The 25,556-nt window shown below is 65.5% G+C and carries 14 protein-coding genes; 8 read left to right on the plus strand and 6 right to left on the minus strand.

The genetic code is table 11. The annotated features are described in order from the left end of the window. Positions 1 to 98: 98 nt before the first annotated feature. Positions 99 to 392, minus strand: a complete 294-nt coding sequence (locus V5F89_RS04150) for a hypothetical protein (protein WP_338446992.1) — start codon at positions 390 to 392, stop codon at positions 99 to 101. Positions 393 to 617: 225 nt separating this feature from the next. On the opposite strand from V5F89_RS04150, the gene V5F89_RS04155 reads away from it, so the two are divergent. Beyond that, on the plus strand, positions 618 to 2,072 hold the full coding sequence (locus V5F89_RS04155) for an amidohydrolase family protein (RefSeq protein WP_338446993.1): 1,455 nt from the start codon (positions 618 to 620) through the stop codon (positions 2,070 to 2,072). Positions 2,073 to 2,083: 11 nt separating this feature from the next. After that, on the plus strand, positions 2,084 to 2,887 hold the full coding sequence (locus V5F89_RS04160; protein WP_338446994.1) for a hypothetical protein: 804 nt from the start codon (positions 2,084 to 2,086) through the stop codon (positions 2,885 to 2,887). 67 nt (positions 2,888 to 2,954) lie between these two features. Here V5F89_RS04160 and V5F89_RS04165 read toward each other — a convergent pair whose 3' ends face one another. Both V5F89_RS04165 and V5F89_RS04170 read right to left on the minus strand, forming a co-directional pair. Further along, positions 2,955 to 6,647, minus strand: a complete 3,693-nt coding sequence (locus tag V5F89_RS04165) for a hypothetical protein (protein WP_338446995.1) — start codon at positions 6,645 to 6,647, stop codon at positions 2,955 to 2,957. 14 nt (positions 6,648 to 6,661) lie between these two features. Further along, positions 6,662 to 15,094: an isopeptide-forming domain-containing fimbrial protein gene (locus V5F89_RS04170; protein WP_338446996.1), complete on the minus strand. Its 8,433-nt coding sequence runs from the start codon at positions 15,092 to 15,094 to the stop codon at positions 6,662 to 6,664. A gap of 507 nt (positions 15,095 to 15,601) precedes the next feature. Between V5F89_RS04170 and V5F89_RS04175 the strand changes: the two genes are divergently transcribed. From V5F89_RS04175 to V5F89_RS04195, 5 genes are all read left to right on the plus strand, one after another. Then, entirely contained in the window at positions 15,602 to 15,853 is a 252-nt protein-coding gene (locus V5F89_RS04175; RefSeq protein WP_338446997.1) for a helix-turn-helix transcriptional regulator, read from the plus strand. 263 nt (positions 15,854 to 16,116) lie between these two features. Beyond that, complete coding sequence (gene tdh, locus V5F89_RS04180; RefSeq protein WP_338446998.1) at positions 16,117 to 17,193, plus strand: L-threonine 3-dehydrogenase; 1,077 nt, start codon at positions 16,117 to 16,119, stop codon at positions 17,191 to 17,193. A 4-nt stretch (positions 17,194 to 17,197) separates the two neighbouring features. Further along, positions 17,198 to 18,331: a GNAT family N-acetyltransferase gene (locus tag V5F89_RS04185; RefSeq protein WP_338446999.1), complete on the plus strand. Its 1,134-nt coding sequence runs from the start codon at positions 17,198 to 17,200 to the stop codon at positions 18,329 to 18,331. Next, positions 18,328 to 19,368: a methyltransferase gene (locus V5F89_RS04190; protein WP_338447000.1), complete on the plus strand. Its 1,041-nt coding sequence runs from the start codon at positions 18,328 to 18,330 to the stop codon at positions 19,366 to 19,368. Before V5F89_RS04185 ends, V5F89_RS04190 begins: the two co-directional genes overlap by 4 nt. Continuing rightward, positions 19,365 to 20,768 carry an FAD-binding oxidoreductase gene (locus V5F89_RS04195; RefSeq protein ID WP_338447001.1) on the plus strand — a complete coding sequence of 468 codons (1,404 nt, stop codon included), beginning with the start codon at positions 19,365 to 19,367 and terminating at the stop codon, positions 20,766 to 20,768. Before V5F89_RS04190 ends, V5F89_RS04195 begins: the two co-directional genes overlap by 4 nt. A 253-nt stretch (positions 20,769 to 21,021) precedes the next feature. Here V5F89_RS04195 and V5F89_RS04200 read toward each other — a convergent pair whose 3' ends face one another. Next, complete coding sequence (locus tag V5F89_RS04200; RefSeq protein WP_338447002.1) at positions 21,022 to 21,942, minus strand: alpha/beta hydrolase; 921 nt, start codon at positions 21,940 to 21,942, stop codon at positions 21,022 to 21,024. 438 nt (positions 21,943 to 22,380) lie between these two features. Here V5F89_RS04200 and V5F89_RS04205 point away from each other — a divergent pair, with 438 nt between their 5' ends. After that, entirely contained in the window at positions 22,381 to 22,677 is a 297-nt protein-coding gene (locus tag V5F89_RS04205; RefSeq protein WP_338447003.1) for an antibiotic biosynthesis monooxygenase, read from the plus strand. 178 nt (positions 22,678 to 22,855) lie between these two features. Here V5F89_RS04205 and V5F89_RS04210 read toward each other — a convergent pair whose 3' ends face one another. Both V5F89_RS04210 and V5F89_RS04215 read right to left on the minus strand, forming a co-directional pair. After that, positions 22,856 to 23,248 carry a DUF1801 domain-containing protein gene (locus V5F89_RS04210; RefSeq protein WP_338447004.1) on the minus strand — a complete coding sequence of 131 codons (393 nt, stop codon included), beginning with the start codon at positions 23,246 to 23,248 and terminating at the stop codon, positions 22,856 to 22,858. 79 nt (positions 23,249 to 23,327) lie between these two features. Beyond that, entirely contained in the window at positions 23,328 to 25,508 is a 2,181-nt protein-coding gene (locus tag V5F89_RS04215) for a S9 family peptidase (protein ID WP_338447005.1), read from the minus strand. Positions 25,509 to 25,556 lie beyond the last annotated feature (48 nt).

Consider the following 25,556-nt stretch of genomic DNA (forward strand, 5'->3'; position numbering starts at 1 on the left):
GCAGGCGGGGCGCCGCGTTCGCGCTTCGGCAACGAGGCCGAGAGCGGGCGCGGATGTCCGGCTGCCCGTGCCCGGTGCAAGCGCACCGGGGGTGAAAGCTATGCTGTGAGCGCGGGTTGTGGAGGCGGCGATTCCGGCGGCAGCGGCGCGCCGTTCAGCCACGCGATTCCATGCGGTTGATAGGGGGCCCCGATCGCATGAAACGGCGCATCGGCGGCGGCCGGCTCGGCCAGCGCGATCGGCGGAATGCAGTTCATCGCGATCAGGCACTCAAGCGTCTTGCCGCACGGCCCGCCTTCGACCTCGGGCTGCATTTGCGCGTCGGCGTTCCCGGAATGCGCCATCTCGGCGCAATCCATCGTGCCCGACGCCTGCACCTGCACCTGCGGCATCGCCGATGCCTGCGCCGCGACCTGCACGAACAGGCCGAATGCAAAGCAGATCAGAGCCAGGGCGCGGACATATTGCACGCGGTCACTATATGCCGCCGCGCCGGCGATAACAAGCGGATCGCCGGCGCGGCGGCCGGCCCCGGCGGTTTCGGCGAAGGGCCTGCCTTTCGTTGCAAGCGGGTGGTGAAACGGATATAGTTCGGCGAGCAAATAGGGGGGCTCGTCATGCACCTACGTTTGGGAAGTAAACGCCGGAAGCCGGTTCACGGTTTCCCCTCCGCTTCCCGAACGCCGGCATCGGCCCGGATCGACGAAGGCCTGGCGGCCGGCATATCGCGGCGGTCGGCCTTGCGGGGCATTGCCACCACTCTGGCCGCGTCGTCGCTCGGCGGTTCCGTCGCTTTCGCCCAGGGATCGGACAGGCCGGTCCTGTTCACCAATGCGCGCATCTTCGACGGGCGGTCGGGCAGGCTGATCGAGGGATCGAACCTCCGCATTGCCGGCAACAAGGTCGATGCGCTGATCCCCGCCGGCGAGAACGTCGCCGACGTGGAAGTGGTCGATTGCGGCGGCCGCGTGCTCATGCCCGGCCTCATCGACGCTCACTGGCATGCGCTGATGGCGGCGATTCCCGAGGTTGTCGCGCTGACCGCGGACCTGCCCTATGTCCATCTGGTGGCAATGCGGGAAGCGGAGCGGACGCTGATGCGTGGCTTCACCACGATCCGCGACGTCGGCGGCCCGTCCTTCCCGCTGAAACGCGCGATCGACGAAGGGACGGCTCCCGGCCCCCGGATATTCCCCTCGGGTGCGATGATCTCCCAGACTTCGGGGCATGGCGATTTCCGCATGCGCCACGAAGTGCCGCGCGCTTCGGGCGGCCACCTCAGCCATCCCGAGATGGCCGGCATCGCGGCGATCGCCGACGGCGTTCCCGAGGTGCTCCGCCGCGTGCGCGAGCAGCTGCTGCTGGGGGCAAGCCAGATCAAGATCATGACCGGGGGCGGCGTTTCCTCCGCTTACGACCCGATCCACGTCAACCAGTTTACGGCCGAGGAAATCCGCGCCGCTGTGGACGCGGCGTCGGATTGGGGCACTTATGTCTGCACCCACGTCTATACCCCGGAAGGCATTCAGCGAGCCTTGCGGAACGGCGTGAAGTGCATCGAACACGGACAGCTCGCCGACGAGGATTCGGTCAGGATGATGGCCGACACGGGCGCGTGGTGGAGCCTGCAGCCGTTCCTTGCCGACGAGGACGCCAATCCCAAGTCCGACCCCGTGCAGAGGCAGCAGCAGGAGGAGATCGCCATAGGCACGATGCGGGCTTACGAGCTTGGCAAGAAGCACAATGTCAACCTGGCCTGGGGGACCGACGTTCTCTTCAACCCGAAGGGGACCGCCACCCAGGGCAAGCAGCTCGCCAAGCTTTCGCGCTGGTTCGACAATGCGGACGTGCTGCGCATGGCCACCGGCCGCAACGGGGATCTTCTTGCTCTTTCGGGCGAGAGAAACCCCTATCGCGCCAGGCTGGGCGTCATCGAGCCGGGGGCGCTGGCGGACATTCTCGTCATCGACGGCAATCCGCTGGAGGACATCAATCTGATCGCGGACCCGGACAGGAACCTGGCGCTCGTCATGAAGGACGGGAAAATCCACAAGAACGCGCTGCCGAGCTGAGGGGCATGGCCATGGCCAGATCCGCAGCATCCCCGGCCCTTGCGGCTGCGCTGTTCTTCCTGGGGGCGACCGCCGCCTACGCGGCCGATCCGGCACCGCCGGAAGAGGCGCCCCCGGAACCCGCACCGTCGTCCGGGTGGGTCGTCCAGGTCACGCCCTATGTCTGGGCCGCGGGCATGGAGGGCGACGTCTCGCCGTTCCGGCGCGCGCCGACCATCCATGTCGAGAAGGATTTCTCCGACGTCCTCGACGATCTCAACGTCGGCGGCTTCGTCAATTTCAGGGCGCGCAAGGACCGGTTCGTCATTGCCGGCGACATAATGTATGCCAACCTCACCGAAAGCGCCGTGGCGGGGCCGATTCCGATCGTCGGCGCCATCGGAGCCGATTACGACACGGCGCAATTCGCCGCCGCGCTGCAGGCCGGATACCGGCTCCACGACACGCCGCAGTTCACTTTCGACGTTCTGGCCGGCGCCCGGTTCTGGCATCTTTGGAACGATCTCAACGTGAGCGTCGCCGGCCGCACCCGGACGATCGAGAACGATTTCGGCTGGATCGATCCGGTCGTCGGCGCGCGCGCCCATGTCCGCGTCAACGACAAAGTCTCGTTCCTTGCCCAGGGCGACATGGGCGGGTTCGGGGCCGGCTCCGATTTCACATCGCAGGGGCTGGTAACCGTCAACTATGCGTTCAACGACAAGATCGCCCTGTCCGCAGGGTACAAGGCACTCTTTGTCGATTACGAAGACGACGGGCGCGTCTTCGACACGACGCTGTCCGGTCCGGTTGTGGGATTGACGTACCGGTTCTGAAACGCCGGACTTCGCTCCGCCTTGTCCGGCCTTTGGAAGGTGCCGCTTCAGCCTCGCCGAAGCGTCTTCAGTACCGGCCCACCAGGTTTATGAAGAACCCTTTCTGATCGTAATCGAAGTCGGTCAGATCGTCGCTGAACTGGGTGAAGTTGTAGCCCACACCGATGCGAAGGTTCTGGGCGATGTCGCGGTCCACACCGACCAAGAAGCCGTGCCGGATACCGCCGTCCTTGACGTCGAGGGCGCGGTATTCGGCCAGGGCATGCCATTTCGACAGGACTTCGTAACGGGCCTGGACGGCACCGAAGGTGGCCGCCGAATCGAACCATTGGCCGGTGCCGCGGCCCATGCGCACTTCGCCTTCGCGCCGCGCGATCTTGGCGGCGAATTCCCAGTTCCGGTCGAACCGGTGAACGCCTTCGAGCGAGAAGATCTGCGATTTCTGGTCGTAGTCCGCGCCGCCTTCCTGGCCCAGCGTCGCAAGGTCGTAGAGATAGGTATAGCGGCCGAAGACACCCCATCGCGTGCTGTTCCACGGACGCCAGGCGAAGCCGGCGTTGCCCTCGATAAATCGGGCGCTGGCGCGCGGATCGATACGGTCGTTCGTGTCCGAATAGTTGAAGCGCAGGGCCACGCGCCAGCTTTCGTTGATCTTGTGCGCGATGCGATTGGTGGAAACCCATTGGGTGCGCTGCTCGGCGCCGGAATCGCGCCGCCATTCGAGCTTGCTCTGCCAGTCGGTATCGGGCGAGGTGCGCCCTAGGCGCACGCTCACCGCCCGGCGCCTGACCAGTCCACCGCCCTCGTTGCGCAACTCCCCGGTCTGGAGGGTGAAGCCCGTGCTCCAGCCCCGCGCCGGATAGAAATCCAGGCCATAAGTATGCGCCAGGCCGGATTGCGACGGCTCCTTGAGATACTGGCTTTCGTTGAAGATGTTGACCTGGTTGGACAATCGCCAGCGTTGCCCCAGTGTCCAGCCGTTCTGCCGGTTGGGATTGAGGAGCGATTGGGATTCGGTCGTGTCTGTGGAATAGGTATAGACGCCGTAGAGCGTGTGATCGGGCGCCAGCCGGTATTCCGCGTTCACGCTGGCCGCGTCGCCGCGATCCCCGGTGCTGACCTCTCCGCCGATCGAGGACTGATCGTTGAAGAGATAGCGCGCGCCCGTCAGGATCATGTCGTTGTCGCGATAGCGGCCCTGATCGTCGTCGAGCGTCAACTGTCCCTGGACATAGAGGTCGAGCGCCGTGCCGACACGGCGGGTATATTTGAGCGCGCCCAGCGTCCCGGCGCCATCGGCATAGGTCGAACGTTCCTCGACATGCCTGATTTCCGCGGCGAGGCTGTTCGTGTCGTCGAGCCGCCAATCGAGGGTGCCCTGGGCCTGGGTAAGCGAATCGGCGCCGCTTTCGGCCTTGCTGTAGCGGGCGTAGAGGCCGAGGCTGTTGGTGATCTGGCCCAGCAGTTCGCCGCCATATTCGGTGGTGGGCCGGCCGGTGTTGTAGCGGCTGGTGGAATAGCCCGCATCGGTGTCCCGCCACCAGGCCGCCGCGCTCCAGTCGAGCGCGACCCACCCCATCTCCTTCAGGTTGACGCGCGCCTCGATCGATTTCGCTTCCCCCTCCTGCGGGCCGGTGCCGGAAAGGCGGGTGAAGTCGAAACCGCCGTTGCTGGAGAAGAAGGTTGGCGCGGCGAGCGCCTTCGTATTGGCATATTCGGCCTTGAGATAGGTGCCCCGGCCGGCTTGCAACGTTATGTCGCCGCCATAGAGGGTGTAATCCTCGCCGGCGCGATTTTCCTCCACATAAGTCGCGCCGATGCCGATATGGTCGCCGAACCATTGCTTGCCGCGCACGCCGGCCGCGATCTCGTCGCTGTCGAAGCTCGAGGGCACCCATTCATAATCGACGATCAGCCGCTGCTCGAAGCCGTCGAGCGGCCCGTCGCGGGTGATCGAGGGAACGTTCTCCCGCGTGATCTGGGCGAGCGGGCGGGTGAGGATGATCCGGCCCTGCAACTCGTCGATTTCGTAGTCCGCACCCCGCGTGAGCCGGACCCGGTTTTCCGGGCGCCCCGTGGTCCGGTCCCTGATTTCGAGATAGACGACGTCCGAACCCGGCAGCACATCGGTATGGCGCAAGTAATAGAGGCTGCCGCCGGTGCCGATGAACTCGTTGTGCCCCGGGGCGGTCTGCGCCTGGGAGCCGAAGGCCCGCAGTTCCGTCTTCGGGTCGCCCCAGCGGTTGTTGCCGTTGGACCGCCAGTCGAGCGCCGCGCCATAGAGCGAGCGGACATATTGCGCATAATCGGTGCCGGTGATGCCGGTCTGATAATTGCCCCACAGCGCCTGGTTCTTATCCCAATCCGCGCGCAGATAGAAACGGCCCATCGTATCGACGTCGCGATACGTGGTCGAATCGTCGCCGTAGACGGGGTAATAGAGATCGGGATCGAGCCGGCGGAAGATGTCCTCCGGGTCGGCCTTTCCAAAGCCCTTGAAGAGATCGCCGAGATCGCGCTCGGTCGTATCGGCCTGCGCGGTGACCAGAAAGCGGCCGCCGAGCTTGGATTTCAGATAGAACGCCAGCCGGCCATCGGCGAGAATGTCGTCGTCCGCCCGGTCGTCGCCGGCGAACGGTTCGACCGACCCGGAAATATCGTTCTGCGAAATGGTGAGGTCGGCAATGCCGACGCCGAAGAAATAGCGACCCGTTACGTCGATATCGAGCCGGTGATGGCGCGCGGTTTCGCCGCCGCTGCCGCTCAGTGCGATGTCGAAAGTGTGCCTGCCGATCGGCGAGAGATATTCGGCGACGAACTTGCGTTCCAGATCGACCGGATAGGATGCGCCATTGATCGTGAGCTGTTCGTTCTGCGGCAGGTTGCGCCCCTGGATACGGATGCGCGAGCCGTGGATGGCAATGTTCTGCTGGCGGAGGCTGTTGCCGGCGAACACGTCGTCGATCAGGTTCTGGGTTTGCGCCTCTTCGGAAGAGAGCGACGTGCCCAGCTTCCGTTCGATATCGGTCCGCAGCAACTGGTTGTTGCGCGCGACGTCTTCGGGCCGGACCAGTTGCAGGCGTTTCTGATGGGTTTCGTCGAATGCGCCGTTTTCGCCATAGGCCCGCAGGACGTAGATCAGCTCGTCGCCCGTGCGGAAGCGATGCCTGGCGGGCAGGGTGCCGTCCCAGCTGGCCTCCGTCACCGCCGCCACGTCGAGCGGAACGACCGCCAGCGGCTCGACCATATCGGCATCTGTGCTGCGGTAGATCGAGATTTCGAGCCGCTCGATGAAGCCGGGATAGTTGCCGCGGACGAAGAAGCGAACCGGCTCCACGATCCGCGCGCCGTCGTAGGCGACGATGCTGGGGGCCGAAACGGAAAGTTCCGGCCGGCCGAGATTGGGGTCCTCCGTCGCCCAGATCGTGCCGCCATTGGGCAGCGAGATGGAGAACTTGCCCAGCGCGGTCGCCTGGCCCGGCTGTTCGACCGCAACGGTCGCGCGCCGATCGGGCTGGAGGGCTTCCGCCGGGGAGGAGGCGTTCGTGCCGTCCGTTACGGGGCGCGAATAGCTGCGCGTGCGCAGGCGGAAGAGAAGGTCCTCCCCGTCCGAGCATTCGTCGCGCGTGCAGACGAGGGTGCCATCGCCTTCATCGCCGGGTTTCGCCGCCGCCTGCTGCCCGCCATCCTGGGCGAGGGCGGATGGCGAAACGCTGGCCAAAAGGCTGGCGATCGTTAGACCGAGGAGCTTGTTCTGCATGGTTCCGCGCCCCCTCACTTGTGCTGCTCGTTGATCGGTGCGGCCGGATCGTCGCTGGCTTCGACGCGGATCTTCGATCGTATGTCCGGCGGGACCCTGTCGGCGAGCGCCTGGTAGACCGCACGGGCGCGGCGCATGCCCAGCGCGCTGTTGTAGTCGAACGATCCCCGGACATCGGTATGGCCGACGATGGCAATGGTGCCGCCGCCCTGAGCCGCTATCCATTCCGCGATCCGGTCGAGCAGAGGCTCGAACTGCGGCCTGATGTCGGCCTTGTCGGTATCGAACAGGACGGTGCCGAGCAGGGCGCCGCCTTCGTCCACGCCGACGATCATCGAGGAAGGATCGCTGGCTTCGCCCCGCGCGACGACGCGGAGATTGCGTGCCGCTTCCGGCTGGAGCCGGGCCAGGAGCGCCGCCCTGACCGCATGGGCCCGTTCGTAGGCGAGCGCTTCTTCCTCGGCCGTGGCGTCGATCACCACTTCGCCGCCCCGATACTCGTGGACCATCGCCGCCATGCGCTCGATTGCGGGCAGATATTGCTCGCTCACTTCGGCGCTCCCGGGGGCGAAGATGATCCGCCCCATCTCCAGCTCGATCTCCTCGTCGACGCCCTCGATCTGTATGACCGGCAGCTTGACGCCCCAGTCGAAGCGGACCGGGATACCGGGCGTGATCCGGCGAAGTTTCGGGTTGTCCGTGGTGAAGGTCGCGCCGTCCGGCAGCGTGGCGGGATCGACCTTCAGGATGAAGTTGCGCCCGCGCCGCCATTCGCCCCCGGGAATGCCCGCCAGGTGATAGCGGCCGAACTGGTCGGTCTCCATGATGAGGCCTTCGACCGAGGCGATGCGCACGCCGGGGATGCCGCGTTCATCGATGCCGGCGTTCTCGACGACATAGTCGACGATATAGCCGCCTTCTCCCTGTGCGACCCTGCGTTCGACGCGCGGTTCGGCGCCGTTGAGGCCCTTTGCCGCGTCGCCGCTCTTCTCCACGCTGGTCTGCCCCGCCGCGTCCATGCGCACGGTCACGCCTTGCGCATTGGTGAGCACGAAATCGTCGGTGAAGGAGAGGGCGCTCAACCGCTGGCGGATCACGATCCGGTGATTGTCGATCGGATCGCTTTCCGACTGGCGCGCGCTCAGGCGGCCCAGGCGGATGCCGTGCAGCAGCGGCGCGCTCTCATCGGGTTCGGGCCGCATGCCTTCGCCCCGATCGATGCGCGTGGAGCCGGGAACGTATGCGTCCGGTGCGAAGCCGCCCTGGACATGCAGGCCCGACAGGGCGGCGCTGTCCTGCCAGCCGTCGCCGTCGCGATCGTCGAAGACCGTGCCGAAGATCAGCGAATCGTCGATCAGCGGATCGCCCACCAGTTCGACCTGCGCCGTCGCCGGGTTGGACACGGGGAGGCCGTCCAGCGCGCGGACCTGCGCCTGGTTGATATGGGTTCCGGGGCGGACCCCAGCGCCGACGCGCATCAGATAGGCGAGCGTGGCCGTTTCTCCGGCTTCCACGTCGACATTCTCGAACCGCAGCGGGCTCTGGCCGGAGACGGTTGCGGCGCCGTCCGCATCGAAGGCCTGCAGCGAATCCTCGACATAGGTAAAGCCGGCGGGCGGCGTGTCCACGATGCTGCCGGCGACGAGATCGCGCGTGCCGACATTTTCGACCGAGAGCGTGTAGCGGACCAGATCGCCGATCCGCACTTCGCGCACGGCTGCGGTCTTGACCAGCCGGATCAGCGGCAGGTCGACCTGGTGCTCGACCACGCAGGCCTCGCAATTCGGCTCGGAGCCGCCGCCGGTGGCCGTCACCATGTTGCGGACGGTTTCGCCGGCGTCATCGTTGACGGTCGCGCTATAGACCAGCTCGTGCCTGCCGACCGGCGTGCCCGCGGGCAGGGTGCAGGTGACCGTTTCCCCGGTCGCCTCGCAGGCCGCAGGCAGGTCGGTCACGGTCAGGCCCTGTCCGGGGGTGTCGACCAGCACCAGCGGCTCGGTGATCGCGCCGTCGGCGATCGTGACCACCAGCGCATAGGTCAGCGTCTGGCCGACCTGCACGGTCTCGCCGGCGGCGGGATCGGCCGATTTGCTGACGCTGACGAGGGAGGTGGCGACCGGGGTGCTGGTGGTGCAGGTGTCGGCGCAGCCCGGGCCGTCGGTTCCGCTGCCGACCACGCTGTTGGTAACCGCCCCGGACGCAGTGGCGTTCACCGTGGCGGTGTATGTCATGGCATAGCTGCCCGGCGCAGTGCCTGCCGGCAGCGTGCAGACCAGCGGGCCGCTCTCGTCGCAGGTGAAGGCGCCGGCATCGGTGATGGCGGCGAAGTCGAGCCCGCTACCCAGCGTGTCGGTGAGGGTCAGGACGTCGACGGTTGCCGAATTGGCGACGGTGACCGTCAGCGTATAGGCAATCGTATCTCCGGCCCTGACAGTATCCGCCGGTGCCGAGGCGCTCTTGGCATAAGTGACGGCGGGGTCCGCGACCGTCGTGTCGGTGCCGCAGGCGGTGGTGCAGGTCGGGTTGTCGTCGCCCGATCCGACGACGACGTTGCTGACCGATCCGCTGGCCTGCTCGTTGACCCTGGCGGTATAGGTGACTTCGTAATCACCGGGTCCGGCGCCGGCGGGCAGGGTAAACTCGATGACCGGATCGCCCGAGGTGTCGACGCCATAGGGGCCGGCATCGGTGACGGCGACGAAGTCGAGACCGGTGCCGAGCGTGTCGGTCAGCAGGACGACATCGGATGTCGTCTTGGAATTGGCGACGGTCGTCGTCAGCGTGAAGGTGATGATGTCGCCCGCGCTGACCGGCCCCGCCGTATCGGCCGCCTTGGCGAAGCTGACCTCGGGCGCGACGAGCGGCGTCTCGGTCTCGCAGGCCCCATCGCACGCGGGATTGTCGCCGCCCGTGGCGCGCACGGTGTTTCTGACGCTGCCGGTGGCGGAACCGTTGACCGTCGCGGTGTAGGTCAGGCTGTAGACGCCGGCCAGAGTGCCCGCCGGCAGCGTGCAGACGAGCGGTCCGCCGCCGTTGCAGGTGAATGCCCCGGCATCGGTGATTGCGGCGAAGTCGAGCCCGCTACCCAGTGTGTCGGTGAGCGTGACCACGTCGGTCGTCGGCGCATTGGCGACCGTGACGTCCAGCGTATAGGCGATGGTATCGCCGAGTTTCGCCTGCGCGGCGTTGGCTCGCTTGCCATAAGTGACGCTGGGGTCGGTGACTGTGGTGCTCGTGCCGCAAGCGGTGGTGCAGGTGGGGTTGTCGTCGCCCGATCCGACGACGACGTTGCTGACCGATCCGCTGGCCTGCTCGTTGACCCGGGCGGTATAGCTGACCGCATAAGTGCCCGGCCCCGTTCCGGCAGGCAGGGTAAATTCGATGACCGGATCGCCCGAGGTGTCGACGCCATAGGCGCCGGCATCGGCGACGGCGACGAAATCGAGCCCGTCGCCCAGCGTATCGGTCAGCAGGGCGACATCCGATGTCGTCTTGGAGTTGGCGACGGTCGTCGTCAGCGTGAAGGTGATGACGTCGCCCGCGCCGACCGGGCCCGCGGTGTCGGCGGTCTTGGCGAAGCTGACCTCGGGCGCGACGAGCGGCGTCTCGGTCTCGCAGGCCCCGTCGCACGCGGGATTGTCGCCGCCCGATCCGACCACGGCATTGGTGACGCTGCCGCCTGCGCTCGCATTGACCGTGGCAGTGTACGTGAGGTCATAGGTGCCGACCGGCGTGCCGGCGGGCAGCGTGCATTCCAGCGGGTTGCCCGGCGTGCAGGCGAAGGCGCCCGCATCGGTGACCGCGGCGAAATCCAGCCCCGCGCCGAGCGTGTCGGTAAGGGTGAAATCGTCGGTCGTGGCCGAATTGGCGACCGTGGCGGTCAGCGTATAGGTGATCGTGTCGCCCACTTTCACCTGCGCGGCATTGGCGCTCTTGGCATAACCGATTTCGGACGGGGTAACGTCCGTCTCTGTGGTGCAGGCCCCGACGCAGCTCGGATCATCGCCGCCCGATCCGACCACGGCATTGGTGACGCTGCCGGTGGCGCTGTCATTGACGGTGGCGGTGTAGGTGAGGCTGTAGCTCCCGACCGGCGTTCCGGCGGGCAGGGTGCATTCCAGCGGATCGGCCGCATTGCAGGTGAACAGGCCCGTATCGGTGACCGCATTGAAATCCAGGCCCGCGCCGAGCGTGTCGGTGAGCGTGACCACGTCGGTCGTCGGCGAATTCGCGACAGTGACGGTCAGTTCATAGCTGAGCACATCGCCGGCACTGACGGTCGCGGAAGGTGCGTTGACACTCTTGCCATAAGTGACGGCGCTGTCTTCGACCGTTGTGTTCGTGCCGCAATCGACAGTGCAGGTTGGGTTGTCGTTGCCCGATCCGACCACGACATTGCTGACCGATCCGCTGGCCTGCTCGTTGACCCGGGCGGTATAGCTGACCGCATAAGTGCCGGGTCCGGCGCCCGCGGGCAGGGTAAACTCGATCACCGGATCGCCCGAGGTGTCGACGCCATAGGGGCCGGCATCGGTGACGGCGACGAAGTCGAGACCGGTGCCGAGCGTGTCGGTCAGCAGCACGACATCCGATGTCGTCTTGGAATTGGCGACGGTCGTCGTCAGCGTGAAGGTGATGATGTCTCCGGTGGAAACAGGCCCTGCGGTGTCGGCCGTCTTGGCATATGTCACGTCCGGCGCGACCACAGGGGTGTCGGTGTCGCAGGTGCCGCCGCAGCTCGGATTGTCCGGTCCCGTTCCGAGAACGGCATTGGTGACGCTGCCGGTCGCCTCGTCATTGACCGTGGCGGTGTAGGTGAGGCTGTAGCTCCCGACCGGCGTTCCGGCAGGCAGGGTGCATTCCAGCGGGTTGCCCGGTGTGCAGGTAAAGGCGCCCGCATCGGTGACCGCGGTGAAGTCCAGGCCGGTGCCCAGCGTGTCGGTGAGAGTCAGGACGCCATTCGTGGCGGCATTGGCGACGGTGGCGGTCAGCGTATAGGCGATCGTGTCGCCCACCTTCACCTGGGCGGCGTCGGTGCTCTTGCCATAAGTGACGTTGGGGTCGGTGACCGTTGTGTCGGTGCCGCAATCGACGGTGCAGGTCGGGTTGTCGTTGCCCGATCCGACGACGACGTTGCTGACCGATCCGCTGGCCTGCTCGTTGACCCGGGCGGTATAGCTGACCGCATAAGTGCCGGGTCCGGCGCCCGCGGGCAGGGTAAACTCGATCACCGGATCGCCCGAGGTGTCGACGCCATAGGGGCCGGCATCGGTGACGGCGACGAAGTCGAGACCGGTGCCGAGCGTGTCGGTCAGCAGCACGACATCCGATGTCGTCTTGGAATTGGCGACGGTCGTCGTCAGCGTGAAGGTGATGATGTCTCCGGTGGAAACAGGCCCTGCGGTGTCGGCCGTCTTGGCATATGTCACGTCCGGCGCGACCACAGGGGTGTTGGTGTCGCAGGTGCCGCCGCAGCTCGGATTGTCCGGTCCCGTTCCGAGAACGGCATTGGTGACGCTGCCGGTCGCCTCGTCGTTGACCGTGGCGGTGTAGGTGAGGCTGTAGCTCCCGACCGGCGTTCCGGCGGGTAGCGTGCATTCCAGCGGGTTGCCCGGCGTGCAGGTAAAGGCGCCCGCATCGGTGACCGCGGTGAAGTCCAGGCCGGTGCCCAGCGTGTCGGTGAGCGTGAACACGCCCGTAGTCTGCGAGTTGGCGACCGTGGCCGTCAGCGTATAGGCGATCGTGTCGCCCACCTTCACCTGGGTGGCATTGGTGCTCTTGGCATAAGTGACGGCAGACGAGGCGACGGTGGTGCTGGTGTCGCAGGTGCCGCTGCAGCTCGGATTATCGCCGCCCGTTCCCAGAACGGCGTTGGTGACGCTGCCGGTCGCATCGTCGTTGACCGTCGCGGTATAGGTCAGATCGTAAGTGCCGACCGGCGTTCCGGCGGGCAGGGTGCACTCCAGCGGGTTGCCCGGCGTGCAGGTGAAGGCGCCCGTATCGGTGACCGCGGTGAAGTCCAGCCCCGTGCCGAGCGTATCGGTGAGGGTGAGCACCTCCGTGGTCGGCGAATTGGCGATGGCGACACTCAGCGTATAGGTCAGGACATCGCCGACCGCCACCGTCGCACCGGGCGCGGTCACGCTCTTGCCGTAGGTGACGCTGGTTTCTTCGACAGGCGTATCGGTTCCGCAGTTGACGGTGCAGGCCGGATTGTCGTCGCCCGATCCGACGACCACGTTGCTGACCGACCCGGTCGCCTCCGGCGCGACGACGGCCGTGTAGCTGACCTCATAAGTGCCCGGCTCCGTGCCTGCGGGCAGGGTGAACTCGATCACCGGATCGCCCGAAGTGTCGGCCCCATAGATGCCGGGATCGGTGACGGCGACGAAGTCGAGGCCGGTGCCCAGCGTGTCGGTCAGGACAACGTCCGAGGTGATCAGCGAATTGGTGATCGTCGTGGTCAGCGTGAACGTGATCACGTCGCCCGTCGAAACCGGCCCCGCGGTGTCGGCCGTCTTGGCATATGTCACGTCCGGCGCGACCACAGGGGTGTCGGTGTCGCACGACCCTGCGCAGGTCGGATCATCGCCCCCCGTTCCGACCACGGCATTGGTGACGCTGCCGGTGGCCGATGCGTTCACGGTGGCGGTGTAAGTAAGTTCGTAGACGCCCACCGGCGTGCCCGCCGGCAATATGCATTCCAGCGGGTTGCCCGGCGTGCAGGTGAAGGCGCCCGTATCGGTGACTTCGGTAAAGTCCAGCCCCGGGCCCAGCGTGTCGGTGAGCGTGAGATCGTCGGTCGTGGGCGAGTGAAACACCTCGGCCGTCAGCGTATAGCTGATGACATCGCCCACCGAGGCATCGGTTGCACTCGTGCTCTTGGCATAAGTGATGGCCGGAGCGACCGGGGTGACGACGCATTGGCTGGACGGACAGGGAGGGATCGACCCGTTGGGATCGCGGGCGATATTGGAGATCTCGGTCAGGGTTGGCGGCAGGGGATCGTCCACCTCCACAACCACGGAGAGGGCGAGCGAGCCGCCTGCAGGAATGGACAAATTCGTCCATTCGACATCGCCGCCGTTCGGCGCACCGCCGTTCGTCGCGCTGACGAAACTCGTGTTCGCATCGAGCGTGTCGATAACGCTGTAGCCGCTGACCGCGACGCTGCCGGTGTTGGTCAGCGCGATCTGGTAGGTGAGCTGTTCGCCGGGTTCAGCGCTGCCCGGAACTTCGCCGCTTTCGTCGATCAGGGATTTCGCAACCTCGACCCCGGCATCCACATCGGTGGCACTGTTATTGGATGGATCGGTCTCGAGCGCCGTATCGGGCGGCGTGACCGTCGCGGTGTTGGTAAGATCGCCCGAATAGTCGGACGGTATCTCCAACGTCATGCTGAAAGTGACGGATGCCCCTACCGGCAGGTCGACGGTTTGACCGGCAATTGCTCCGCTGCCGCTCGCTTGACCGCACACGCCGCCGCCGGTCGCATCTCCGCACGTCCAATCCGCAGCCGTCGTTCCGGTCGGCAGCGGATCATCGACGACGGCTCCCTGAACGCCGAACGGACCGCTGTTGCTGACCACGATGCTGTAGGTCGTGCTGGTGCCCGCAGTGTAGAAATTGCGGTTGTCCGTCTTGGTGATCGCAAGGTCGACACCGAACTGTAAGGGGGTGCTATAGCACTTCGCGCCGTCATTATTGGTCGTGCTCGGCGAAGAGGAGATGAGCGTCGCGTTGCCCGTCAGAAGGTTGAACTGGTAGAAGCCGCCGGAATTGTTGATACCGAAGACGCCGTTGGATGCACTGGCGAAAGCTCCGAATGCGCCGCTGACGCCGGCCGGGCCGATGTCCTGCACCTGGCCACTGGAAGGGTCGATCGTGTACAGAGTATCGGTGTTTGAATCATGCGAGTAGAGGAGGCCGTTATACCAGGCCAGATCCACTGAACTGCGTGGTTGCGACAGGTTGATGCGCGTCGCAACCCTGGTCGAAAGATCGACCCGATATAAGGCTTGGTCACCGGGTGCTGCGTACTTGACATAAAAGAAGCCATCTGCGCCGATTTCGCCGGCAACCGGAAGACCGCTCGGTACGTTGATATTGCCGCCCGTTATTGTCCCGACGACCTGGACCGCTCCATTGCTGCCGATACGCAACAGGCGAATGTTCGAGCCGCTAGGCCGGTCCAAGCCATAGATGTAATTGTCGGCCGGATTGAAGGCGATTGCATTGTAAGGTCCGCTGTATGCCGGGCCGATGTTTGGATAGGTGAAGGGATTGGTGGTCGTGTCGACCCGGAACAGTTGTGTCGGGTTGTTCTGTCCAAGGTAAACGTCCGACGTGCAGCCTGAAAACGGCGGGGGTGTCGCCTGAGCGTGCGCCGGCGACGCGAAAAAGAAGAACTGCGCCAGCACGAGGCTGGCGGCCAGCAAGCTTGCCACAGCCCATCGAATATTCGCTGCGATGCACGAGGTAATCGCAGACGCCATTTCTGATGAACGCGCGTTCGTTAGAATGCGGCTCAGCGTCATGTTCATCCCGTTCCCCCTCGGATCGAATCCTGATCGGGGCAAATCCACATCAAGTTGATGTATAAATATATAACGGCGACGCTTAATGCCGGCACAGTCCGTTGCTCGGGCGCTTCCCATCCCGCCTGCGCAAGATTTTCATTTTTTATTTATTATTCAAATATTTGAATGATGAACGCACGTGGTGCTCGGCCGGTTGGAGCCGGCGTCATCTTGGCGGCAATGGCGGTCCGAGCATGGAAAGGGCGAGGATTCGGCCATGCACGGCAGGAACCGAAGGCCATGTTTCGTTTTTACTGCACAGTGGTGTAATGAAAGGGCCGGGCCGCACAGGCGGACAAGTGTACATATAACCCCTGAAATTTTTGGCACATTCTATACTTATGACGATATGTCCGAGGTAGAAGGATATGCGAATTGATTAGAGGAGGAGTGCTTGATCCAAGGTATCAGCAATTGATTTCTTCTCTGGTGAAGGCACGCAAGACCAATAAGATATCGCAATCGAAGCTCGCTTTTCAGCTGGGGCGCGCGCAGCAGTTTGTTTCACGCTACGAACATTCTGAAAGAAGGCTGGATATTATCGAATATGTCGATATCGCCTCCGCTCTTCATCTGGATCCTGTGTCCGAGCTGAAAAAAGTTATGCATAAGCATAACAGGAAGTAGTTCCAGCCCACGCAATTGCAGCCGGCCCGGCCGTGCCGGCGCGCCGGCCGTGCCCAGGCGGTGGCGGGCACCTCCAACGGCGTGGCTTCCTGCGGTCGGGCCAGGCACCCGGCGGGGTACAACCATTTCGGATGTATCGCCCTCCGTTCGGCTCCGGAACGGACGGGGCCGTCGTTGACCGACTCGGCCCGGACATAGGATTGTCCCCCTCGCGCAACATTCGGATTTTACGTCAGAATCCTGCGGCGCAAGGGGGGCGCGCTATGCAAGCTGTGGTCAAGTGCCATGCCCGCGAAGGGCTTTGGATGTGCGACGTGGCGAAGCCCGATCCGGCGCCCGGCGAAGTGCTGGTGAAGGTCCGCAAGACCGGAATTTGCGGGACCGATCTCCATATCTGGAACTGGGACGAATGGGCCCGCGGCGCCATCGCCGTTCCCACGACCGTGGGGCACGAATTCGTCGGCGAAATCGTCGAGCTTGGTCGCGACGTGACGCATCTTTCATGCGGGCAGCGGGTTTCCGGCGAAGGCCACGTCGTTTGCATGCACGGCCGCGCGGCGCGGGCGGGCCGGCCGCATCACTCCGCGCAGATGGAGGCGATCGGAATCACCCTGCCCGGCGCCTTCGCCGAATACCTCGTGCTTCCTGCAGCGAATGTCGTCCCCTTGCCGGACGCGATCCCCGACGACATTGCAGCCATCCTCGACCCGCTCGGCAATGCCGTGCACGCCGCGCTGTCGTTCGATCTTGCCGGGGAAGACGTTCTGGTAACGGGCGCGGGCCCTATCGGCATTATGGCGGCTGCCGTCGCGCGTCATGCGGGCGCTCGCAAAGTGGTCGTCACCGATATCAACCCCGGCCGCCTCGCCCTCGCGCGGGCGGTGGTCGATGCAACGACGGTCGATGTCTCGGCCCGTCCCCTGGCCGATGCCATCGGCGAGTTGGATATCGGCGACGGCTTTGCCGTGGGGCTGGAGATGAGCGGCGCGCCGTCGGCATTCGACACGATGGTCGATGCGATGGCTCCGGGGGGCCGGATCGCCTATCTCGGCATTGCGCCGCGTCCGATGCTGGTCGACTGGACGCGGATCATCTTCAAAAGCCTGATTATCAAGGGGATTTACGGGCGGGAGATGTTCCGCACCTGGCACAGGATGATCGCGCTGCTCGAATCCGGGTTGAATGTCGAGCCGGTCATAACGCACCGGCTCGACGCCGCCGACTTCGTATCGGGGTTCGAGGCCATGCGCTCCGGCCGGGCGGGCAAAGTCGTGTTGTCCTGGCCCCCCGGCACGAGCGTCGCGGCGCGCCGCTCCGCCGCCGAGCGCGTGGAGGCATAGAGCGGTGGGCGGCGAACCGGAAGTCATCGTGGCGAAGACGATCGACGCGGTTCCCGCCGGCGCTTACGACGATCTGGCGGCGCATTGCGGAGCCTCCGCCTATTACGACCGGCGCTTTCTGCGAGCCGCGGAACGGCACCCTCTGTTGCCGATAGAGAGCCTGCACTACCTGCTCGTGCGCGATGGCGACCGGCTCGACGCCTTCATGCCCGTCTATTGCCATGCCGTGTCGACCGCCGATCCGCTCGGTCTCCTGTCGCGCACCGCCTCGGCCGGCTTTCACTCGTCGGAAAGCGCGCTTTTCAGCCATGTCATGCATTGCTGCGACACGCGGCTGCTCTTGCGCGACAATGCGCCGGCTCTGTTCGCGATGCTCATGGACCGGCTCGAACGGCTCGCGCGCGACAGCGGGGTGCCGCAGTTCGCCATCGCCAATGTGGCCGACCCGGCCTTGCTCGCAATGGCCGAGGCCAGGGGGATGGAGATCAATTACTCGGTCGATCGCTACCAGATGGATCTGGCCGGGATCGATTGCGTGGAGGATCTGATCACACGGCATATTCCGGCGGACGGACGACAGGAAATTCGCCGCCAGCGCCGCAAGCTGGCCGAATACGGGGTCCGGGTGGAGATCGAGGCCCCGCCATTCGCGCGAATCGAAGAAGCCGGGCGGCTCTGTCACGAGACGACGGCGCGGCGCGGCACGCCCGGCTATCTGCCCGCAGACGCGCTGGCACGGTTCCTGACCGAGTGCGGCTCGCTGCTGCGGATCGTGTCGATATACCACGGCGACCGGCGCATCGGTGTCAGCGCGCTGCTTCTCGACCGGCCGACGGTGCACCTCTGGCTCGCCGGCATGGACTACGCGCTCGACACCTTCAGCCCTTACACCGTCACCTTCGATACGCTTTTCCACTTCGCGTTCGAGCATGGCTTCACCCGCATAGAGTGCGGCCGGCTCAACGAACGGACCAAACAGCGCTTCGGCTTCACGCCGCGCCCGCTCCACGCGATCGTGCAGCGGGTGGAGGCGCGGCCAGGACGGGATGCGAAAGGCGCGCCGTCGCCGGCCGGTTCGCCCCGTCACGATCAAACCCCGATTTGCCCGAACCCTCCGCCTGAAAGGACAGGACCATGAATACCGTCACGTTCCCCTCTTCCGTCGCCATGCCGCGCAACGACGACCGGCCGCTATGGGATGTCCTGCTGGGCGTCTTCGGCCTGCCGGCGCTGCTCATCGGGCATCGGCTCGGGATGTTCGAACTTGTCGATGCGAAGAAGCCGACTTTCGAAGAGCTGTGCGCGGAGCTGAAGCTCGCGCGCCGCACGGCGCAGATTCTGGTGAGCACTGCGACCGCTCTCGAATTCATGGCCCTCGACGAGGGCCGCTACCGGCTGACGCCATTGTCGGAAGACTACCTGCTGCCGCGCAGTTCGACCTATTTCGGATATTACTGGGACCTAATCATCGACAATCACCAGGTGTTCTCCTTCGACGCGCTGACCGAGGCGATCGTGCACGACAAGCCGACCGCCTACGGGGTCGACGATATCTATCAGACCCATCGCGAGGAGGAGGAACGGACGCGCGAATTCACCCGCGCGATGCATTCGATCAGCCTGCCTCCGGCCATGGCCTGGGCCCGCAAGCTCGACTTGTCGCAACATCGGCGAATGCTCGACATCGGCGGCGGGTCCGGGGCGCACGCCCTGATGGCTGCCAAGGCCGTGCCCACGCTCGAGGCGACGATCTTCGAGCTGGAAACGGTCTGCCCGGTGGCGGAAGAATTCATCGCGCATTACGGCCTGGCGGATCGCGTGTCGGCCGCGCGGGGGGATATGTGGATCGACCCGTTCCCCGCCGCCGATTTCCATTTCTATTCGCACGTCTTCCACGGCTGGCCGCCGGAGAAATGCGCATTCCTGAGCCGCAAGAGCTTCGAGCATCTCGAACCCGGCGGCCGCATCGCGGTTCACGAATTCGTCTATCGCGATGCCGACAAGACCGGGCCGTTCCCGGTCGCTGCGATGAGCATGGTAATGCTGGGCTGGGGCGTCGGAGAGCAGTATTCGGCGGACGAAATCACCGAGTTCCTGACGCAAGCGGGCTTCGTCGACGTCGAAACCGTGCCGACCTTCGGCTACTACAGCATCGTGACCGGCAGGAAGCCGTGAGCGACCGTAGGATGCCGGTGCCGGATCGGCTGGACCGCCGATTGGCCGAACGGATCGAAGGAACGGTCGTCGGCCGCGGCGCGCCCGATTACGAAGCGCGCCGCACCGGGCTCGTCTGGAACGGGCGCCCGGCCCCGAACTGTCCCGATCTCATCGTGCGGCCGGATAGCGTCGAGGATGTGCGCGTCGCGATCGCCTTTGCCCGGGAGCACGGCCTGTGCGTCGATATGCGCGGGAGCGGCCACAGCTACAGCGGTATCTTCCTGCACGATGGCGGCATGCTGCTCGATCTGTCGGCGCTCGACGACATCGTCCCGGATCCGAAAGCGCAAACGGTATCGGTCGGGCCGGGTGCGACCGCCGGCCGCATCGATGCCGCGCTTGCGCCGCATGGGCTGGCCTTCCCGGTAGGACACGGGGCGCAGGTGGGGATCGCGGGGTTCCTGCTCGGCGGCGGGATAGGGATCAACGGCGGGGCCTGGGGCGGGATGAGCTGCCACAATATTCTCGCCGCCGATCTGGTCATGGCCGACGGCCGCCTCGTTCGCGCCAGCCCCGACGAGAATGCCGATCTGTTCCGCGCGCTTCGCGGCGGAGGGCCGGGACTGCCCTTCGCGGTCGTGCGGTTCACGCTGCGATGTTTTCGCCGGCCTGCCCATATCGGCCTGGTCAACCATTTCGTCCGCTTTTCCCGGCTGCCGGACCTGACGCAGGCGATCGAAGGATCGACCCATCGGCTCGATCCCCGGCTGCAACTCATGCTCGCGATCGTCCCTGCGCCGGCCGGGCTGGCGCCCCGGTTGCAGGAAGGCGATCACGGACGGGTCGGCGCCTTGACCGCGATCGCCTTTGCCGACGATGCGAACGAGGCCGCACTGTTGCAGGCGGCGCTGGACGGTGCGCCCGCATTGCAGGCCGCGCTCCATCGTGAGGCCATCGATCCGGCCGACTTTGCCGACATCTTCGCGATGACCGATATGGCGCTGACGGCCCCGCGGGTGCGCGCGGACAATATCTTCACCGACCGGCTCGGCGATGCGGTTGCCACGATAATGCGGCATCTTCCCGCGGCGCCCTCGCCGGCGTGCATTCCGCTGATCGTGCGGCGCAACGCCCCCGCTTTACGGCCCGACGCCGCGTTTTCGATCCGCGGCCGCTTTTCGGTTTCCACATACGCGCAATCGGAACGGGCGTGCGAGGATGCTCCCACTGCGGCATGGCTCCATCGCCTCTACGACGATCTCCTGCCGATCGCTTCCGGGTCCTACGTCAACGAGGTGGATCTGGAAGGGCGGCGGGATGCGCTCGATCGCTGCCATTCGGACGCCGTGCGCGAGGACCTTGCGGCCATTCGCGAGCGCCACGATCCGCGCCGGCTGTTCCGGCGCCTCGCCGCCTGAGCGCCAATCTGCAAGTCACCCGCGTCACGCATTCGCGCAGCGTTTCCTCCGGGCTGTCGAAGAGGCTGCAGCGCGCTGCGCCCCTCGGACATGTCTGTGAGACAGGACGGCGACTTCGATCTCACTATGGCTTCGGGCCGGAAAGTCGCGGGCAGCGGGCGCTATCGGCGGGGTATCGAGAGCCCGGATCTGCCGGACCAATAAGCCCGCTCCCATGTTCGGGCCGGTCGGTGCCGTCTCGATCAACGCGGCTCTAGCGTCCCTCGCCGTCGGGAGGGCTGGACGTTTGCGACAGGAAGGCCTCGACCAGCCGGGCCACCGTCGGCGAACGGACAAGATCGTAGTGAGTCGCGCCCGGGACGATCGCGAAACGATGGAGTGGCCGCGACGCTCCATCGAGGCCGGCGTCGCGCTTCCCCCCGCCGATCAATTGCCAGGCTTCGGCCATATAGCCGGGCTTCAGCGCGTCGGCGTCGGCGAAAACGAGCATCGTCGGTGCGTCGATCTCAGCCACTTTTGCGGACCAGTCGTAATCTTGCGCCAGAAGCCGCCCTGTCTTGGCAAAGAGCGTCACCCAGTCGACTTCGGGATAGGCTGCGGCAAGAGGCGACCGGGCGACATTGGCGCCGATCTGCGGCGCCATGGCTTCCATTCGGTCGAACTGCTCGAGCACTTCGGGGAAATAGCCGTCCCGCTTCCATCCGCTCGAAACGACGACCAGCCGATCGACCATGCCGGGATGCCGGATTGCAAACTGCGTCGCGACACCGCCCCCCAGCGAATAGCCCATGATGTCGGCCTTTGGGATCGCCAGATGGTCGAGCAGAGCAGCGATGTCGTCCGCCATCGCCTCGTAGGACAGGGGCCGGTCGATATCCCTGGTGTGCCCGTGACCCTGCAGGTGGACCAGGATAACCTGCCGGTTGGGGGTGAAGACCGGCAGGCCGGATTCGAAAATTTCGAACGCGGCGATTCCTCCGTGCAGCAGGAGCAGCGGCTTTCCCTCCCCATGGACCTCGTAATAGAGATCGAGCCCGTTGACGGGGGCGTAGCGACCGACCGTTTCCTCCTGCCTGTCGGCCGCGCGAGTGTCCGCGGGCGACTGAGCCTGGACCAGGGGGGCCATGACGGCCGCGAGGGCGAGGGCAAGGGCGGGCAGCAAATGTCTTGGCATGATGAACTACCGATCCCGACAGTTGGTATGCATGGCAGCCAGGTCGGGAACGTTCGCCCGACCGGCCCCTTTTACAAACATGAGCCTCTCTCATATTTCGGCGCCGGCCGCAAGCCGGCGCTTGACTGTACGGACCGACGGTTCGCCTTGCAGAGCTGCAGAAGGAGCCCCGCCAGCCGGGTGCGCTCGCCGCTTGCCGCGCAAACCGGCACGGTCGCGCTCAAGGGGGCCTGGAATGGCGATCGAGGCGGGACGTGCGGGTGCGCCGGCGGGAAACCGGTCCCACTGTCGGAGCTGACCGGGGGGGCAGTCCGCGACCGACGGTGACACAGGCGGCCGGTCAGATTTTTCCGCCTCCGATGTCACAATCGGACCGAAGCCGGCGTCATGGGAGTGGTTCCCCGGAAAAGGGGAATCGTCAGAAGAGGACCCGATCACATGTATGGATTGATTATCGAGCATCGCGCGCTCGCCGGCCGGCGGGAAGACGTCGAAGCGGTCTGGGCAAAGCACATGAAAGACGCCATTGCCGGCAATCCCGGACACCGGGTCTATGCCTATTCCTACGGGCCGGGGGAGGATCGGATCGTCGCATTCCAGGTCTATGACACGCAGGAACAAGCGAACGATTTCCTGAAGCATTCCTCCTACAAGGCCTATCTCGCCGAATCGCGTCCGCTCCTTGCGCGCGATCCGGTCATCACCGTCCTCGATGTGCGATGGCTGAAGCGATAGGCGGACGACCGCCCGGATTTGCGGCGGCAATGGATACGGCCCTTGCCGCCTGCGCCATACCGGGACCCCTGGCAGACGCCGAAGATGTTCTCCAGGAACGCCTTTGCAAGATGGAGCGCCTGTCGCCCCTCGAGCGAGCGCGCCCGGGCTACGCGTCACCTTTGTGCGATCGCGCGGTTTACCTGAGGCGCTCGAGCACGCCCTTCCGCTTGGCGATATTCGCATAGTCCCATGCAATCGCCTTCGACTTCTCGAGCCAGCGGCCGACATCGGCCAGGTCGACTTCGTCGAGCGTGCGGTAATAGATCGAGGCATCCTTGAACTTGCCCCCGATTTCGGTGAGCCCGGGTTCGTCGAAACCGGCTCCGCTCCAGAACATCAGCCTCAATCCCTTCTTCTGCTTGCTGTAGCCGACGGTGGGATTGCGTTCGAGAAACCATACCGGATGGCGATGCCAGACCTTGCTCTCGGCTTCCGGGAGATGGTCGTCGATCGTCTGTGCGAGGAGATCCGCGATCTCCCGGTCACCGTCGTCGAGCGCGTCGTTGTATGCGCGAATATCCTCGTTCATTTTCCTGCTCCTGCGTGGAAAGGATCGACAGTTTCGGGCTCCCCCGTCGCCTTGCATTGCCGGCCCGTTCGAAACAGGCTCAGTCGCGCCGCTCGCTTGCCTCGTCCCGGTCCCAGCCCGCCTTGTAGCGATCGAACCAGGCGAGTATCGCCGAGGTCTTGGCCGCCGATTGCGAGGGGCGCGCGGCAAAGCTGCCGTGGCTGGCGCCGGGAACCTTGACCAGGGCGGTCGGGACGCCGCGCAGGCGGAGCGCGGTGTAGTATTGTTCGGATTCGCTGACCGGCGTGCGATAATCCTCGCTGCCGACGACAACCAGCGTGGGCGTCTCGACATTGCCGACCAGCGACAGCGGGGAACGGCGCCAGTAGGCCTCGGGGTCTTCCCAGGGCTGGGCGCCGATCCAGTACTTGCCGAAGAAGGCGGGGCCATCGGCGGTCAAAGCCTGCGTCGTCCAGTTGATCACCGGCTTCTGCGTTGCCGCGGCCTTGAAGCGATTGGTCTTGCCGACGATCCAGCTGGTCAGCACGCCCCCGCCCGATCCGCCGGTCACGAACAACTGGTCGGGATCGGCGATGCCGAGCGCGATCGCGCGGTCGACGATCGACATGAGGTCGAAATAGTCGTTGCCGGGATAGGCCTTGTCGATGCCGTGCGCGAAATCCTCGCCATAGCTGGTCGAACCGCGCGGATTGGCCGAGAGCACTGCGTAACCGGCGGCGGCGTAAAGCTGGTTGTCGGTCGAGAAATGCGGACCGTAGGCGGCAAACGGGCCACCGTGGATTTCGAGGATCAGCGGCACGCGCTGGCCCTCTACGTAATCTGGCGGGAGGGTCAGCCAGCCCTCGATCTCGAGCCCGTCGTGGCTCGACCGTGCGGCGATACGGCGCACTTCGCCGAACGATTTCACGGTTCGCAGCGAACGGTTGAGGTCGGTCAGGATCCGCGACTCGCCGCCGCGCCGCAGCTGGACTTCGGCAGGCCGGGTCGCCGTTCCGCCGGTATAGGCGATGGCATCGTTGTCGGAGACCGTGAAGCTGCCACCGGTATAAGGCCGGTCGAGTCCGCCGCCCGACAGCCCTTCGGCGACATCGCGCACCGAGCCGTCGAGCGCGATACGAGCCACCCGCGTCTCCCCTCTGATGTCGTATTGCGCGTAAATGCCCCGGCCGTCGGCGTCCCATCGGATGCTGGCGGGGCTGTAGTCCCAGTCGACCGTCAGGTTGCGGATGTCCGATCCGTCGCGATTCATCACGTAGAGATCGTTATCCTCATAGGCGCGCAGCGCATCGTCGAAGCCGAGATAGGCGATCAGGCGACCATCGGGCGAAGCCACCGGGTTGGCGTCGGGGCCGTCGCGGTCCGTCAGTTGGCGCACGCCGGCCGTCGCGACGTCGATCGCATAGACCTCGCTCTCGAGCGGATCGCTTTCCCAGTCGGGACGACGGTTGGCAGCGAAGTAGAGCGTCGAGCCGTCGGGCGACCAGGAGAGCGGCCCGCTGTCGTGGTAACGGCCGAAGGTGATCTGGCGCGGCGCGCCGCCCGTGGCCGGAACAACGAAGATCTTCTCGAAACCCGGTTCGATATAGCCCCGACCGTCGGCCCGATAGGTGAGCAGGTCGCGAATCTCGAGCGGTTCCGCCCATTCGGCGCCCTCGGGCTTGTTGGCAGGTGCGGCGCCGAGCTTCGGCGCTTCGCCTTTCACGAGCATCGTATAGGCGATCGAGCGACCGTCGGGCGACCAGGCGATGTTCGATGGACTGGTCGGCAAGCCGGTCAGGCGCACCGCCTCGCCGCCTTCCATCCAGCGGACCCAGAGCTGGGGGCCGCCCGCCTCGGTAGAGGCATAGGCGAGCCGATCGCCGGTGGGCGACCACCGCGGACCGAAGGCGTCGCCGTTGCGCCCGGCGATCGGCGTTTCGCGGCCCGTGCGGGTGTCGACGAGCCAGATCGAACTGACTGCCCGGTCGGACATTGCATCGTTCGTTTGGCGGACATAGGCGATACGGCGTCCGTCCGGGCTGATCTGCGGATCGCTGGCAATCGCGATATCGAACAGGTCGGCCCCGGTGAAACGCCGCTCGGGTCCGCTGCGGTCGCTGCCGGCAGCGGCGCCGGACATCGGTGCCGGGTCGGCGGATCGGCCTGGAGCCTCGACCGGCCGCTCCTGCGTCGACCGGGCCGGCGTCTCCCGGGCGATACCGGTTTGCGCCTGAACGGCGAGCAGGCTCGCTCCAACGAAGATCAGTTTACGAACTGTCATGGACATCTCCCGCCTGAGGTCGATTTGCGTGGATCATGCAAGCATCGC

It is taken from the genome of Pelagerythrobacter marensis, assembly GCF_036700095.1.
Lineage (GTDB): Bacteria > Pseudomonadota > Alphaproteobacteria > Sphingomonadales > Sphingomonadaceae > Pelagerythrobacter > Pelagerythrobacter marensis_A.